This is a genomic window from Fischerella sp. JS2 (assembly GCF_032393985.1).
In the GTDB taxonomy this organism is placed as follows: Bacteria; Cyanobacteriota; Cyanobacteriia; order Cyanobacteriales; family Nostocaceae; genus Fischerella.
In genome coordinates this window covers 4323808-4339571 of the sequence record NZ_CP135918.1, presented here as the reverse complement: position 1 = coordinate 4339571, position 15764 = coordinate 4323808, and the positions used below count along the sequence as shown (strand labels likewise).

At 40.1% G+C, this 15764-nt stretch carries 10 protein-coding genes and 1 pseudogene; 3 read left to right on the top strand and 8 right to left on the bottom strand.

The window, feature by feature from the left end:
• Nucleotides 1-162: 162 nt before the first annotated feature.
• From RS893_RS18375 to RS893_RS18365, 3 genes are all read right to left on the bottom strand, one after another.
• Nucleotides 163-2448: a PAS domain S-box protein gene (locus tag RS893_RS18375; RefSeq protein WP_315786589.1), complete on the bottom strand. Its 2286-nt coding sequence runs from the start codon at nucleotides 2446-2448 to the stop codon at nucleotides 163-165.
• Between the two features lie 135 nt (nucleotides 2449-2583).
• The gene (locus RS893_RS18370) at nucleotides 2584-3381 is read right to left on the bottom strand and encodes a dienelactone hydrolase family protein (RefSeq protein ID WP_315786586.1); all 798 of its coding nucleotides are present in this window, start codon (nucleotides 3379-3381) and stop codon (nucleotides 2584-2586) included.
• 85 nt (nucleotides 3382-3466) lie between these two features.
• Nucleotides 3467-4408: an AraC family transcriptional regulator gene (locus RS893_RS18365; protein WP_315786584.1), complete on the bottom strand. Its 942-nt coding sequence runs from the start codon at nucleotides 4406-4408 to the stop codon at nucleotides 3467-3469.
• 143 nt (nucleotides 4409-4551) lie between these two features.
• Here RS893_RS18365 and RS893_RS18360 point away from each other — a divergent pair.
• Together RS893_RS18360 and RS893_RS18355 are read left to right on the top strand one after the other, a co-directional pair.
• A pseudogene (locus tag RS893_RS18360) lies at nucleotides 4552-4779 on the top strand (HigA family addiction module antitoxin); the annotation flags it as partial.
• Between the two features lie 1185 nt (nucleotides 4780-5964).
• Nucleotides 5965-8118 carry a PAS domain S-box protein gene (locus RS893_RS18355; protein WP_315786580.1) on the top strand — a complete coding sequence of 718 codons (2154 nt, stop codon included), beginning with the start codon at nucleotides 5965-5967 and terminating at the stop codon, nucleotides 8116-8118.
• A gap of 130 nt (nucleotides 8119-8248) precedes the next feature.
• Here the strand turns inward: RS893_RS18355 and RS893_RS18350 are convergent, their stop codons facing one another.
• The 4 genes from RS893_RS18350 to RS893_RS18335 form a co-directional block, all read right to left on the bottom strand.
• Nucleotides 8249-9538 (bottom strand): DUF389 domain-containing protein, encoded by a 1290-nt coding sequence (locus RS893_RS18350; protein ID WP_315786577.1) that lies wholly within the window; start codon nucleotides 9536-9538, stop codon nucleotides 8249-8251.
• Between the two features lie 129 nt (nucleotides 9539-9667).
• Nucleotides 9668-11059 carry a glycosyltransferase gene (locus tag RS893_RS18345; protein ID WP_315792017.1) on the bottom strand — a complete coding sequence of 464 codons (1392 nt, stop codon included), beginning with the start codon at nucleotides 11057-11059 and terminating at the stop codon, nucleotides 9668-9670.
• A gap of 133 nt (nucleotides 11060-11192) precedes the next feature.
• Nucleotides 11193-11414: a hypothetical protein gene (locus RS893_RS18340; RefSeq protein ID WP_315786574.1), complete on the bottom strand. Its 222-nt coding sequence runs from the start codon at nucleotides 11412-11414 to the stop codon at nucleotides 11193-11195.
• Nucleotides 11415-12030: 616 nt separating this feature from the next.
• On the bottom strand, nucleotides 12031-12708 hold the full coding sequence (locus RS893_RS18335; protein ID WP_315786572.1) for a response regulator transcription factor: 678 nt from the start codon (nucleotides 12706-12708) through the stop codon (nucleotides 12031-12033).
• Nucleotides 12709-12829: 121 nt separating this feature from the next.
• Here RS893_RS18335 and RS893_RS18330 point away from each other — a divergent pair, with 121 nt between their 5' ends.
• Entirely contained in the window at nucleotides 12830-14230 is a 1401-nt protein-coding gene (locus RS893_RS18330; protein ID WP_315786569.1) for an ATP-binding protein, read from the top strand.
• Between the two features lie 162 nt (nucleotides 14231-14392).
• Here the strand turns inward: RS893_RS18330 and RS893_RS18325 are convergent, their stop codons facing one another.
• Nucleotides 14393-15682: a S41 family peptidase gene (locus tag RS893_RS18325; protein WP_315792016.1), complete on the bottom strand. Its 1290-nt coding sequence runs from the start codon at nucleotides 15680-15682 to the stop codon at nucleotides 14393-14395.
• Between the last annotated feature and the right edge of the window lie 82 nt (nucleotides 15683-15764).

Here is a 15764-nt window from a genome sequence, read left to right as displayed (position 1 = left end):
TTTTTTATTCTAAGTGATTAACCGAACTTGATATTACTCTTTGACCAAATTTTTTGACTATCTCCGTCCTCATAAAATTTTTTGTTTAGCAATAGGACTAAGATAGTAGTAAATGTATGTATACTAAAGTTCTACATACTATAGTTAGCATTAGCAAAAGTATCAAATATCCTCAACAGGTAAGGTAAACCAAAAGGTTGCACCTTGATTTAGTGTGCTATCTACACCAATTTTGCCGCCGTGAGCATTGATAATGCGCTTAGAAAGATATAATCCTAATCCCAAGCTCACAGAATTGCGACTATTACTACCCCGGAAGTATAAATCAAATAATCTTTCGGACTGTTTTTGACTCAAACCCACACCATTATCGGCAACTGTGCAATAAATTTGCTCGCCTTGGGCGATCGCATTGATGGTAATATCCAACCCTGGCGGATTATGTTTGACTGCATTCACAATTAAGTTAGAAAATACTCGCCATAGTTGTGTTGGATCACCATTTACTAAAGGTAGGTCATCTTTAACTAAATTGGTCAAATTGATTTGATTTTCTGTCAGCATTGGTTGGAGATCAGCGATCGCATCTTCGACAAGTTTGTGCAATTTTACTGGTTGACGTTGCAAAACAATACCTTGCACTTCGCTCATATGAGCTTCCATCAGTGAGTTAATTAAATTTAGTTGTCGCTCACTGCTTTTTTGCATCCGTTCTAAAATTGAGCGAGAAACGGGGATGGAGGTGGGGAGGTGGGGAACTCGGGGGCCCCACTCCCCCAAGGGAGTGGGGATTAGGGGCAGTGGGGAGGTGGGGGGAGTGTGAGGAGTGGGGGGAGATGACGAAGAAAGATTACTTCCTTGTCCTCCAAGTCGTCCCCCTTGTCTCCCCTGTCCTCCTTGTGAAAGCAAATTCTTTAACACCATCAGCGTACCCAGCACAGGATTGCGTAAGTCGTGAGAGACTGCATGGACAAATACTCTGAGTGCTTCTTCTGTACGTTTGCGATCGCTAATATCTAAAATTACTCCCACTAAACCGCCAAGAGATGCGTCTGCTTTAGAAAAAGTTGCTTTGTAAAAAATTACATCGTGTTTTTTACCATCTTTGTAGATCACCGAATCTTCGTAACTCTGAATACCCTGTTGTTCAAATAGAGTTGCATCTGCTTGCTGAAATTTATCAGCTAATTCTTTCGGTGATATATCATACTCTAATTTACCGATAATTTGCTCTTTTTTAAATCCTAAAGCTTCTTCAAAAGCTTTGTTACAGCCCAGATAAAAACCTTCAGCATTTTTATAAAAAATTGGTGTAGGAATAGTATCAATTAAAACCTGTAAAAAATCAAGTTGTTCTTGTAAAGCCGCCTCAGCTTGCTTACGCTTGGTGATATCTTCAATTAATCCTTCGTAGTAGAGTAGCTTACCGCTTTTGTCACGAACTGCATATGCTTTTTCCGAAATCCAAACGATACTACCATCTTGGCGGTAAATTTGTGACTCAAACTCAGACACTTTTCCGTATTCTTCAATTAAGCGCACAAATTCTGCACGTCTTTGGGGGTCAACATAAAGTTGATTTTCTATATCAGTGAAAGTCGTTGTTACCTCTGTCGGCGAAGAGTATCCATATATACGTGCTAATGCAGGGTTAGCAGTAATATAACGTCCATCGGGGGTACTTTGGAAGATGCCTTCAACAGCGTTTTCAAATATACTGCGATATTTAGCTTCTGTGACTCTTAGTTTATCATAGGCGAATTCAAGTTCCTTACGGGCAAAGAATTCAGAGCGTTGCAGGCAATCATACAGATAAACACCAAGGTTACAAATAGCACAAAACCAGAACAAATATAAAATAAAAGTGACATTATATAATTCCGGGTGTTCTGGCAGTGGTAGTTTTAGTCCCAGTAATGTATTCAGACCAAAATAGTAAATAAATAACCCTAGTTGAGATATCAAATGCAGTTTCCAGCATACTGGAATAAATGTTGCTTGACTGAGGAACAAAAGCGACCAAGCCAAGGTGTCAGGTAGTGCAAAACCTTTGAGAGTTGCAAAAATTTGGGGTATAAGATTTATTGACCAAGATGACCCCAAAAATAGTATTCCTGGATGCTGACGACCAAATTTTGTTTGACGCAAAGCCATGCCCAAAACCAGATTCAGCAGCATAGCAATATCCATGACTAGCGCTTGAGTTCTCAGTACCTCTGGTAAGTTTTGAAATTCTTTGAGAGGAAAGAAAAAGTTATAAACGTCTCGCAATGTAAACGTTAAAATGCAAATTAATGCCAGCCATAACAATAAACCTAATCTCTGCCATAAAAAGTTATTACGCCAATTTTGGTAGTCATTGGCAATGTAATCTGCTATTAATGTTTTATTTTGTTCAGAAAAAGCTTTTTTTTGCCATTTCCGCAATATTTTTCCTACGGTCTTCATTAGTTGTGACCAAATCTTTTCATACTCAAAGAAAGTGTTTACTTTATTTTTGACTGCTCATACATCCTCCAGTGTAATTTTGGACTTCGGATGATATTGCTCCTCCTAAAGGAGGAGAATTTTGATTTTTTAGTTTCACAAGTTGTTTTGAAAGAGTTCTAGAACATGTTGCCAAGCATCAGGAGCAGCTTCTGGATTATAACTTGGGTGTTGCTTTAGAAATGGGTACTTATCTACAAATAATCCAGCAAAGAATCCGTGTCCTGCGTCGTATCGAAATATACGATGATTGATTTGATGTTTCTTTAATTCTGCCTCTATTTGCTCGTTTTCCTTGTGCGAAACGAAGGTATCTCTTGTACCAAAAAACATATAAATTGTACCTTTAATTTCAGAGGTGCGATTAACAGTTGGAGTCTTTTCACCATAACTAGAAGTTGTCATCCCACCACCGTAGAACGAAGCTGTGGCTTTAATATCCGGTAATGTTGCAGCCATGTAAGCAACATGACCACCAAAACAGAAACCAATGACACCAATTGCATCATTTTTGACATTAGGTAAAGTTTTGAGGTAAGCGATCGCTGCTTGGATGTCGCTGAAAATTTCTTGATATTTTACTTGTTGATAATATTGCAAGCCCAGTCGATAAGCTTCTGGACTAAATCCAATATCTTCTGGGCTAAAATCAGCTGCAAAACCAGGAGCAATACGTTGATATAATGCAGGTGCGATCGCTACATAGCCTTGTTTAGCGATGAGTTCAGTTATATCTCGAATATTACTGTTAACTCCAAAAATTTCATGAAAAACTATAATAGCCCCAAAGATTCCCTGATGGGCTGGTTCGACTAGGTAAGCATCGATTTCTAAGTCTTTGTTGGGTATTTTGACTTTTTTTGTGTTAATTTCAATGTTTGTTTTTTGTATCATCTTTGTTTCGGCTGATCACAGTGCCATCCCACTGTAGAAAATTTCTACATAGAACTCTAGAAAAAAGTTGCGGGATTTGAGTAAATTATTGCGATCGCGTAGCGCTGCTGCCAGCAGTTCGCGTTTGCAAAAGTTGTTTGGGTGTAACACCAACAATGCGCTTGAAATATCGAGTCAAGTGACTTTGATCGCAAAAACCTACCCTAACAGCAATGTCTGCAATGCTGAGTTTGCTGTGTTGTAACAAATATTTGGCTTGATCGATCCGATATTGCAAAATATATTGGTGGGGCGTTATACCCATACTTTGCTTGAACAGACGCAAAAAGTGATATTGACTCATCTGGGCGATCGCAGCAATGTCACTTAGCCTGACATCCTGATGCAGATGTTCATGAATATACTCTCTCACCTGTTGTAGCTTGAGAGCGGATAATCCATCTCCATAGCTAGAAAGCTTAGGTTGGGTGGTGCAATAGTTCCGTAATAGGTGAATGGCTAATGTTGTTTTTAGACTATCAATCAGTAAATAACCCCCGATTTTGCCAGACTCTAATTCTTCTCGTAAGGCACAGAAAATACCTTGGATTAATGCATCTTGCCGAGTCATAAAATGAGGGATAAGTTCAATGCGATCGCCATCAACCAAATCTTGACTAACTTGTTTGAGGAGTACAGGCTCAATTGCCAAAATCATAAACTGGACTGAGGTATTCCAATTACAGCGATGGGAAATACCCGCAGGGATGATCGCAATATCTCCATGATTGCGCATCTCTGTAGTCATCTTTCCATCCAACCATCGTTCTCCTGAGGAGACGGAAAGCGAGGAATCGCTAAACCCTTGAACAACAACGTGCATTGTATGTTGATGTTCAGCTACGTCAAACTTTGGCTGTTGATGGAGTTCAAAATGAATATTGTCCCAGCCGGAACTGGAGAGAACTGCGGGTTTAGGCACAAACGTATCGGCTGCATTCTCTTGGCGGTAATCAATAATATTGATCGTTTGCCCTTGTGTTCTCATATCAGTGCTTACCCAGCTTGGGGATTGATCTATTCTGACTGTTTTTGAATACGGATGAGTGGTCTTAAAGTTCTCCTCCGATAACAGCAAACAAGCTTTCTAAAGCTGGTTGGCGATAGAATTGGACAGTACAGTATTCGTATTATCGATTAAGCAAAGATATAGGTGTGGCTCAAACACGGATTAGCGAAATTTTATCTGGGAAGCGTAGTATTACAGCAGATACAGCTTGGCGTCTATCCCACTATTTTGGTAACAGCGCTCAGTTTTGGTTGAATTTACAAACGCAATATGATTGACGTCAAGCTCTTGAAGAGAATGTAGAAGTTTATAATCAAATTCCTAGACTTTCATTTAATGATGTATCCTGAAATTATTTTTATCTGCCAAAACTACTTTTTCCGTGAATACTTTCTCAGGTATTGAACAACAGTATTTGGGAGAGATCCATTACCTTTGCACTCTTCCACTACCCCGCTCTTGCAAATCACCATTTTCACACACTAGACTTCTTGCATAAGTTGGGGTGAAGGAAAATAAAAACCCTTCAAGCTTTAACTTTCCCCCTTTACCCAACTCTGGCAAAAACAGCTTTTGCAAGAGGCTTACTGTCTCGATCAAGTCTTTTAGTCTGAAGTTAGGCGCTAAAGCGCTTACTACAAACTTCTGTCTATTGTCCAGCGATCGCAACAGCCGATAAAAACTAATTTTGTTGAATTTGGACAACAATATACGCACGCTTTCAGCGACATCAATATGATCTTGTTGTCTTACAAGCAAATATATAAGTATTTTCACGGTAGATCCCCATCTTATACTAAAGCCATTTTCATAGCGGTTCTTAACCGCCTACTATATATATTTTCATCCAATAAAGGAAAAAAATATTACATTATCTTTCTAAAAACACTATATTAACGCTATCCAGACAGCAATAATAAAGACTTTATTAAACAATTAAATCCTTTAAAAGCAAGATTTTTAAGCCAAATTACTAATTTTTTAGCATTATATTTCATTATATGACTTATGTATTATAAAGGTTCAGTAAAATCACTGGGTTAAAATACGTTTTACTCTCAAAAAAATTAAATCAGACAGCATTAAACATATTTATATGAGTAGCATTAATTACTTACTCCCCACCTCCCCCCACTCCTCACACAACTGATTCACCCTTTTGGGTGAATCCGATCGCACTCAGAAAATCTACGCTGAAATGTAGAAGAGTAGACAAATAACAGGCTGGTTTTATATCATTTTGGGTTTTACGAAAAGTTTGTAGAGGCTTTGCGTCTATACGTAGACAAGCAAAGCCTAGATTCAAGGTAAACTAATGTCCTGGAGGAAACTTCAAAACTTTTCAAGACGGATCGGGAATTGCTTTGTGTATCTGGACTGATGTTAATCCATCTTTCGTAATCATTTTTTAAATTGGTATTAGTTTCTAGTTCAAGATTGAGAAACTAGATTTACTTGTAGAGATAACCAAAATCATAGAATTTCCCAATTTTTAATTTTTTATTTTTTAATTGTTTACCTGGGATGGGTTACTAATGAAGATTACAAGCCGCAAGTTAAGGGAGGAAAAGTTACTTCAGGCTGAGGCGCGCTATCAGGCGATTGTAAATGCTATCCCCGATACAATTTTTTGTATCAGCCGCGATGGAGAGTATCTAGATTTCAAAGGCGAGTATACAACAAAAGAGATTGTCGGTAAAAAATTGTGGGAAATATTGCCTGCCAATGTAGCTTTGCTCAAGCAAGAAGCGATCACTAAAACTTTGGCTACTAACACTTTACAGGTTTGTGAATACCAACTGTCAACGCCTGGGGGAGTGCGAGATTATCAGGCGCGGTTAGTCAAAAGTGGTGAAAACGAAGTCTTAGCAATTGTTCGCGATCTTACAGAACCTAAACAAGCAGAAATTGCCTTACAAAGTTTGGCACAAAAATTTTCTAAAGCCTTTCGTTGCAGTCCTGATCCAATCACAATCAGTACACTTAAAGAAGGTCGCTACATAGAAGTTAACGATAGTTTTGTTCAACTTAGTGGTTATCAACCTTCAGAAGTCCTTGGGCGTACTGCTTTTGAGTTGAACATTTGGGTAAACCCAAGCGATCGCACAAAATTATTACAACAGTTAGAAACTCAAGGATCTCTTCGTAACCAAGAAATTAAATTTCGTAAAAAGTCTGGCGAGATAATTTTAGTACAAGTTGCGGCAGAAGTGATTGAGTTAGATGGTATCCCCTGCCTACTTGCAATTAGCCGCGATATCACTGAGCGTAAACAAACAGAGGAATTATTACACCTATCAGCTCAACGCGATCGCTTGTTGACAAAAACATTAATGCGAATTCGTCAATCCCTTAACTTAAACGAAATTTTGCAAACAACTGTCAACGAAGTTCGGGAATTTTTGCAGGCAGATAGGGTATTTATTGCCCTTAATGATAGCTGTGATTTATTCAAAATGATTGCCGAGTCGGTAAATCCGCAATATCCATCTGTCCTGAATTGGAAGAAAAAAGATAAAACTATTTTGCAAGAATTAAGAACAAAACTTTTGACAGATAAGGTACGTGTGGTTGAAGATATCACCCAAACCACAGTATCTTCCCACCTAGCAGCACTTTATCAGCAATTTCAAACTAAAGCTAGCTTGGCTGTACCAATTATGCTAGGTAAAGAATTGTTTGGGGCGTTAATTGCTAACTCTTGTGCTAAACCACGCTGTTGGCAACAAATCGAAATTGATCTACTCCAGCAGATTGCAGAACAACTAGCTATTGCTATCCAGCAAGTACAACTCTACCAACAACTAGAACAACTCAACAATAATCTAGAACGACAGGTGGAAGAACGTACTGCTCAACTACAGCAGAAAATGCAAGAATTGCAAGAAATTAACCAAGTCAAAAACGTCTTCTTACATGCAGTTTCTCATGATTTGCGGACTACGGTGATGGGTAATTTGATGGTGCTGAAGAATTTACTTCAAAATGGGGGACTGGGGACTGGGGACTGGGGACAAGGGGGACGACTTGGAGGACAAGGAAATAATCTTTCTTCTTTGTCTCCCCATCTCCCTACCTCTTCAACTCCCCCCATCCCCATTCCCCGTTCAATTATCGAGCGTATGATTCAAGGTAATGATCGACAACTGCGAATGATTGATTCATTACTGGAAATACATTCAACTGAAGTAGAGGGAATTATTCTTAACCAAGAAATTATCCAGTTTCGTACTTTTATTGGAGAAGTAATCAAAAGTGTAGAGCCAATGCTAAGGCAGAATCAGTCACAATTAAAAACATTGGTTGCTGAAGATTTACCGTTAGTGACTGCTGATTCTGTAAAATTACATAAATTTTTTGTTGATTTATTTACTTATATTCTCCAAACCAATCCACCGGGATTAGATCTACTACTTACTGCCAAAGTAGAAGCTGACATGATTCGTTGTACCGTTCAATTTAACGGTACTCACATGAGTAAACTGGAATGCGATCGCTTATTCGAGTTATATGTCCACGAGCCACAAGCACGTTTTTCTACAGGTATTGGCTTAAAGATGTATCTGTCTCGACAAATTATTAAGGCACATGGAGGGGAAATTGGTGTTAATAGTAACCGTCAGTGTGGAGTAAGTTTTTGGTTTACGTTACCCCTAGCAAGTAAATATTACGTTACCCCTAGCAAGTAAATATGAATTAGGGTAAATTCGACTTTTGCAAGCGGTCTAGTTTGTGCTGTAGCTGTTGTTTAGGCAGAATCACACTCAGGGCTGCTACCAATACCAAAATCAATGAGTTTATCTTTATACCTTTCATCGCTCATCTTTCACTTTTTTGTGGAGCCTCAAGCACGCTAACATCAACCAGAGGCGTCACATTAAAGCCTTGTTGCAGTAGATGAGTTTGGATCGCTTGAGTCAGACTAGAGCGAATTTCCTCAGAGGATGCACTCACACCTGCTCGACGTTGAACATAAATTACACTCAGCAATGTATTCTGACCTTTAGTATTGGCACGGGTAAAGCGAACATTCGCCTCTACCAGTTCAACCAAACGATTTTCATTAACTAGCTTTTGAATTTCAGCATTAGCTCTCTGAGCTAGGGAGGAGCGTTGCAAATTTGGAGGATTGACAAACTGCCAAGTTAGTAAGCCAGCTAATACTACCACAGTGAATCCCAACGCCACAGGAAACACCCAAGGTTTACCCCGTGGATAACGTACTCCTTGTGCAGACAAACCAAACATCCTAAACAACAACGCCGCCGTTAAATTAATGCCTGCTAGTTGCAGAAACAGGAGAAATAAGGCATCAATCACCAAATCCCATCTGCCAATAGCACCTGCTATACCAACAATTCCGGCTGGCGGAGCCAAGGAAGCAGCGACTAGCATTCCAGTTGCCGCTCCAGATACCAAACTACTGCGCTCGGATTGTACCAGGTTTAATGCTCCGGCCGCCCCAGCTGCCAAGGGTAACAACACTGTCACCGAGGAAACTTGGCTGCCTTCAATCATCAGGCTGGTGGCAATATCCTGCCGCAAAATTAAACTCAAGGCTGCTGCAACTGCAATTGTCATTGCCAATGCTGCAAAATAACGCAGTACGCTACGCCAGAGTAGTTGGCGATCGCCTCTTGCGGTTGCAATTGCGACATTCATTGCTGGGCCTGCAAATGGTGCAATCAGCATTGCTGCTACCAGCAGATAAGTTGTGTTTGTATACAAGCCAATCCAGACAACAAAACCAGCTACTGCTGCATACCCCAGAAAACCCCGCCAAGAGCCAACACTCTGCAAGCCAGAGAGAAATATCTCTATGGGACTGCGTTCTTCTATATTTAGTGCTTGTTGAGGTGCTTCCTCTGCTGGGGGGTGCAGAGTTATAACTCCCCTTGGTAGCAGCGTGATGTTTACATCAGGTAAGTCTTCAAGTTTTGCGAACAGATCCTCTACCTGCCGATTGGAAATATGAATCAGCACTAAGTCAATGAGTTGCTCACTACCTTTTGCCTCAAGCTGAGCAAGGCTCACCCCCTGAAGAGACTTCGCAATCTCAAGAACTTCTTTTCCCTGTCCACGTGGTACTTGGACAATTAGTTGCCGCATAATATCCTCCTGTGGCTAAGATCTTGCATTACAGAAAGTTTTGCCTCTAGCTGGAGGAAGAACTCGAGTTATTTTTTACTACAATTGAAGAATTTTTGTGACAAGCGATCGCCTAGCACCTCTAGATGCTTATGAATTTGAACTCAGCCACTGCACAGTGCCATTAGAAAAGGAATCAATTAATTTTTCTAAAGCTTTAATTTCATTAGATTTCAAAGCATTTGATTTCAACAAAGTCTGGACTTGTCTTTCTAAATTCGGAGTTAACTTTTGAGTTTGGATTATTTGTTGGACAAACGTCGCAAGTGTTAAAGATTGGTAAAGTTCGTAAATTTGGGCAGTGACAGCCTGAGTGCTGAAACGAGATCGAACCCAATGACGTGCAGCATTGCCATAGCGCTGCCGAAGTGTAGGATCTTCCAACAGATGCCGAATTGCGATCGCTAAGGCATTGGAGTTGCACGAAGGAACCAGCAGTCCGGTTTCACCATGCACCACTGTATGTTGCAATCCCCCCACCTCACTAGCAATTACGGGCGTTCCTGCTGCCATTGCTTCAATCGCTACTAAACCAAAAGGTTCGTAATAACTAGGCACAACGCAAATATCCCCTGCGGCATAGTAAGTAGGTAACATCTGTTGGGATATCCGTCCTGTAAAAACCGTAATTGCTTCTAATCCCAGTTTTTCTACCAGGGCTTGAATGCGTAGTTGTTCCTGAAAGTCTGCTGCATGCTCACGACTACCACCAACTAAATAGAGCTTAAATGGATTAGGCAAATTGGTGCAGGCTTTGACTAAGGTTTCAACTCCCTTGCGGGGGTCAAAGCGTCCTACATACATGATGATTCGAGAATCTGGGGCAATTCCCAACTGTTGACGAGCAACTTCCTGACTCACAGAACTAAAATGTTCAGCATTAATACCACAAGGAATTACTTTGATGCGCCCGTGTTGCGAAATGAATTGACGCAAATCTTCTGCTTCTTGGGGACTAGTAGCAATTACACAATCTGTTTGCTCTAAAATAGCCTTTTCCACATGCTGGCGAATCAAAGCAATCTGTGGTGGCTTTTGGACATCACGGTATTTCACAGCCCCTATGGAATGATAGGTATGAATTTGGGAAAACCCCAGTTTTGCTTTCAGTTTCAGTCCTACCCAACCAGAAAGCCAGTAATTAGTGTGAATTAGTGCATATTTCACATGAGTTCGTTGTTGAAAATTCAGCCAAGCTTCCACAAATTCTGGCAGATGCTCAAATAATTCGTTTCTAGAAATGAATTTTGCTGGTCCTGCACTTAAACGAATTGTGCGACATCCTGGTGCTAGTTGCACAATTTCTTCTTGGTTAGGGTGTTCACGTCGAGTAAAAATATCAACCTGACATCCTCGTTTTGCCAATGCCAATCCTAGTTCGCGCACATATATATTTTGTCCACCCGCTCCTTCTTTGCCAATTTCAGCCGTCGGGTCGCCGTGAACTGAAATTAAGGCGTAAGTAGGTAGAGAAGTTTGCATTTCTGGAGACTTAACTAAACTCAAAGAGTTAAGAGTATTCATCGTTAAATTTCGATTTGCAAATAAAAACAAGATGTAACCAGGTAGCCAAAATTTTAAGATTTTTTCTGTGTAATTTCCGCTAAAATTCAAATTATTGAATATCAAAAAAAGTTTGCAAAAACCTTCGGGAAAAAATAAATGGATGCTTGTTATCTAAATTTTTAGTAGTTTTGGAGCTTTCTGGAAGAAAATCTATGAGTAAGCGAATTGCTTCATGCACCGAGATTTTCTGTTCCTCTGCATAAACTTTCAGCTTGCGATATTGCTCAGTAGTAAGAACGATGTTAGAAATATTTACTGAAAAATGAGACATAGAAGTTGACCCCAGACTGAACTAAGATTCCAAAATAATCTCTCTAGGAATGGTACTTTTTAGAAGTTGAAAAATCGGGTAAAAAGCGGGTAGAAATCGGGTAGGTTAAATATTAACTTCAGGTGAACACTCATTAGGAAAGCAAGCGATTTTGCTTACATTTTAAAGGTGATGTATTTCATGTGATGCCCGACTAATTTCTGACGATATAAAGCTTGGATATTGAGCATTGGGCATTAGGCATGGAACAATCATCAGTATCTTAATCATCAATTATCAATTACCAATTACCCATTAACCATTAGACCTCTTGCATGAATCCTCAAAACCCCACCCCAACCCTCCCCTTACTAAGGGGAGGGAGTTAATATATAGTTTCCCACTTTGACAAGGGGGACTAAGGAGGATATTTTAGATATTCGTGCAAGAGGTCTATTACCTACCCCAACGGATAACATAAGTCTTCAAGCAGACATGATATCAAAATTAAAATTCTCCAAACTCAATTATTGAATCAGTTTGGAGAAAGCACGGTGTCAAGGAGTTATTTAAGTGGCAGTCTAACAATTGGTTGTGGAAATAAAGGGCAAATATCGGGGAGAAATCGGGTAGCTTCCTAAAGTTGCTTGAGGCGATAGCCTAGTCCATGAACTGTCTCAATCAAACCATCAGGAGCGCCAGCCTCTCTGAGTTTGTTTCGTAAAGTTTTGATGTGAGATTTCACAGTTTCTTCACTCGGTGGGTCATCCAGTGACCAGATACGCTCAATAATTCCGGCTCGACTTAACACCCGGCGACCGCTAGAAACCATTAATTCTAGGAGGGCAAATTCTTTTGCCGTCAGGTGCAGAGATTGTTCAGCATAAGTAACTTCGTAAGTGCTGGGATTTAAATGCAGATTACCCCAACTGAGGTTTGGGAAAGATGCTGCGGCGCTATTGCGGCGCAACAGTGCGCGAATACGAGCCATTAACTCTGGCATTTCAAAAGGTTTGACCATATAGTCATCTGCCCCAGCATCCAACCCGGTAATTTTGTCAGTAAGGGTGTCGCGTGCTGTTAACATGAGGACAGGTAATGTATTATTGCGCGATCGCAAACGTTGGCAAAAACTCACGCCGTCTAGCTTGGGTAAAGTAATATCTAGCACCACTAGGTCATATTCCAACCCATTGACAAAATTCCATGCTTGCTCTCCATCTTGAGCTACATCCACCACATATTGACGATCACTAAGAGCTTCCATCAGCATCTCTGCTAGCTGGACATCATCTTCAACTACCAAAATCCGCATTGTTAGAACATTTGTGAATTAAAAAAACAGCAGCGATCATAGACTCTTTGGAAACATCTTAACCTTGATACAAGGTTTTGTATAATAAACCAACTCCAAACCATTAACTAAATTACTTTCTATGAAATGGTCGCTGGAAGGGAAATGGATAGCCTCTGGCTTTGGTTTGTCTTTGTTATTAATGGGTGTTGTCAGCTTTATCTCTTACCAAAATGCTACTCAATTAATTTACAGTGGTAATAAAGTGAAGCACACCCATGAGGCGATGAAAAGCCTGATTGATATTTTTGCGACACTGACTGATGCAGAATCAGGACGCAGAGGCTATATTCTGTATGGAGAGCGCTCAGAACTCAAGCGTTACAATCAGGCAATGCAAAGCCTAGATGCTAAAGTCAAAAAGTTACAGCAACAATTAGCTGATGACCCTGCTCAACAGCAACAACTAAAAAGGCTAAAATTCCTGATATCTCAAAGAGTTGAACTATCTAAGCAGTCAATTGAGCTTCAGCAACAGGGTAAATCAACCTTTGCTCTTCAAGCATCCGTAGTTACTCGTAGCAACCAAAACCGTAGTCAAATCCGGGAAACGCTGACCCAAATGCAAACTAGGGAAGAACAGTTGTTGCAAATCTCAGTTAGACATTCCCAAAGCAATATCCACAATCGGATGTTGATTGAATTCCTTGGCACTTTGTTAAGTTTTAGTATTTTGTTAGGTGTTTATGCTTTGCTTTATCAACAATTAGTTAAGCGTCAGCAAGCGGAAGCCACTCAACGGACATTAGCTCAAGAAAAAGAACTCAGTGAACTAAAACTACGCTTTTTCTCAATGGTTTCTCACGAGTTTCGTACGCCTTTGAGTATTATCTTAGGATCAGCTCAATTATTAGCTCAAAGCGAACAGCAATGGACAAAAGAAAAGAAGCTCAAAAATCTGCATCGTATTCAATCTTCAGCTAGATCAATGAATCAATTGCTGACGGATATTCTCACTCTTACTAGAGCAGAAGCAGGCAAACTGGAATTTAATCCAGAACTCATTGATTTAGAAGCATTTTGTATCAATTTGATAGAAGATCTCCAGTTTTGCAATCAACCACAGCATACTATCAAATTTATTAGTCAAGGTAGCTGTACTCACGCCAAATTGGACGAAAATTTGCTGTACTCAATTCTCAGCAATTTGCTCTCAAATGCAATGAAGTATTCGCCTCAAGAAGGAACCGTCTTTTTGGTTCTTAGTTGTGAACGAGATGCAATCATTTTCCAAGTTCAAGATTTTGGTATCGGAATTCCTTCAGAGTTTCAGCAACATTTATTTGAACCTTTTCATCGTGCTAATAACGTGAGTAAGATTGTTGGCAGTGGATTAGGACTGGCTGTAGTGAAAAAGTGCTTAGAACTACATCAAGGAGAAATCTCTGTAGAAAGTGAAGTAGGGGTTGGAACAACTTTTACGGTAAGAATTCCCCAAACTGTCACAGCAATGGTAAAAAGTAAAATGAATTGTTCAGAATAGATATGCGATCGCACCAAAAAGCAGAAAATTTTTCAGCGCGATCATCCACATCACACATAATACCATTTCACAAAATTCTTGATACAAATTCTTCTCCTTGTCCTCCTTGTCTGCCTAGTCGCCAAATGTATCAGACTTAGAGCGAATGGTATAAGCCTGTACTTAGCTAGTTTGTTTGATGGCTGCTAATACAGTTTCTATCGCTCGTTCTTTTTGCGGGTCTGCACCTTGAGCGTATTCTAATGGCAAGGAAATGTTGATATCTGGTGCAACACCTTTACCTTCTAACCTTTGATTGCCGTTTACGAATACATCTGCAACTGCTACGTAAAGTAAGCTACCATCCTCCATAAAAAAAGGACGACCAGCAACCACTGCTCCCGCAGTCTTAGTGCCAATTACAGGGCCGATTTTGTGTTGCTGAAAGCCATAAGCATAAATTTCTTTGCTGCTTCTGCTTCCTTCGTTGATTACCATCGCCACTGGTTTTTTCCATTGGGATATATAAGTATATTTTTTGCCATTGCGGGAAACACTGGTAACAGTTGGCCCTGCTTCAGCAGTGAAGAGGTTAAGAGAATTAACATCTCCCCCACCCCAACCGTCTCTAAAATCTAAAACTAATCCATCTGCATCTTTGAGGCGACCATAAATTATTTCTGATTGCAGCTGCTGTTGGTCTTCGTTAGCTGCGTGTGACCAAATATGAATATAACCGACTTTTTTACCTTCCCGTTGTATAGTCTGGATGCTGGCTTGCTGAGCATCGATAAACATGGTCTTGGCATCGAAGTTTTTGGGTGCGATCGCAATTTCTGTTTGACTGCTAGATGCAGCTGAACGCTGAATTAATAATTTGACTTTTTCTCCTGTTTTCCCTGCAAAGGATTGTATGGGTTGATAAGGATAACCATCGACACTGAGGATTTGATCGCCAATTTTTAACCCGGCTGCGGCAGCAGGACTTTTATCAAGAATGTTGCTGACAAAGGTTTTGCCGTTAATATCTTTAGTAAATACACCAATGCCAGTGTATTCTATTTTGTCTTTAGGCAGGAATTTGGGTAGCTGTTTTTGTAATTCACCACTTCTGGGTACAAAAATGCCTAAAATCTGATAGTAAGCAGGCTCTTCTTTTGTGTAGTAGCGGGTGTGAGAAGTTTGCAATTCACCAAGCATTTGATTAATGGTAGCTGCAAATTCTTGGGTAGACTTAGCTTGTGCAGCTTGGGATTTATACTTTTCCCGCATCGCTTTCCAGTCGACACCGTTAAACTTTGGATCGTAAAAGTTATCGTTGAGTGTTTGCCAAACTTGTTCAAATATTTTAGTTTCTGGTTTAGCGAGTATCTTCGGTAAGGGCGAGGCGATCCAAAACAGGAGTAATACTGAAAAACTCATCAGCATTACTGCAACGAATTTAAGTAACCTAGACAGTTTAGGTCTTTTCATCATGCGGTTTTCCTTTTGCGTCTGTGATGGGGTGGATGTCCACCAAACGCAGGCTTGTTAATTAAATTCAGAATTAAGCAGA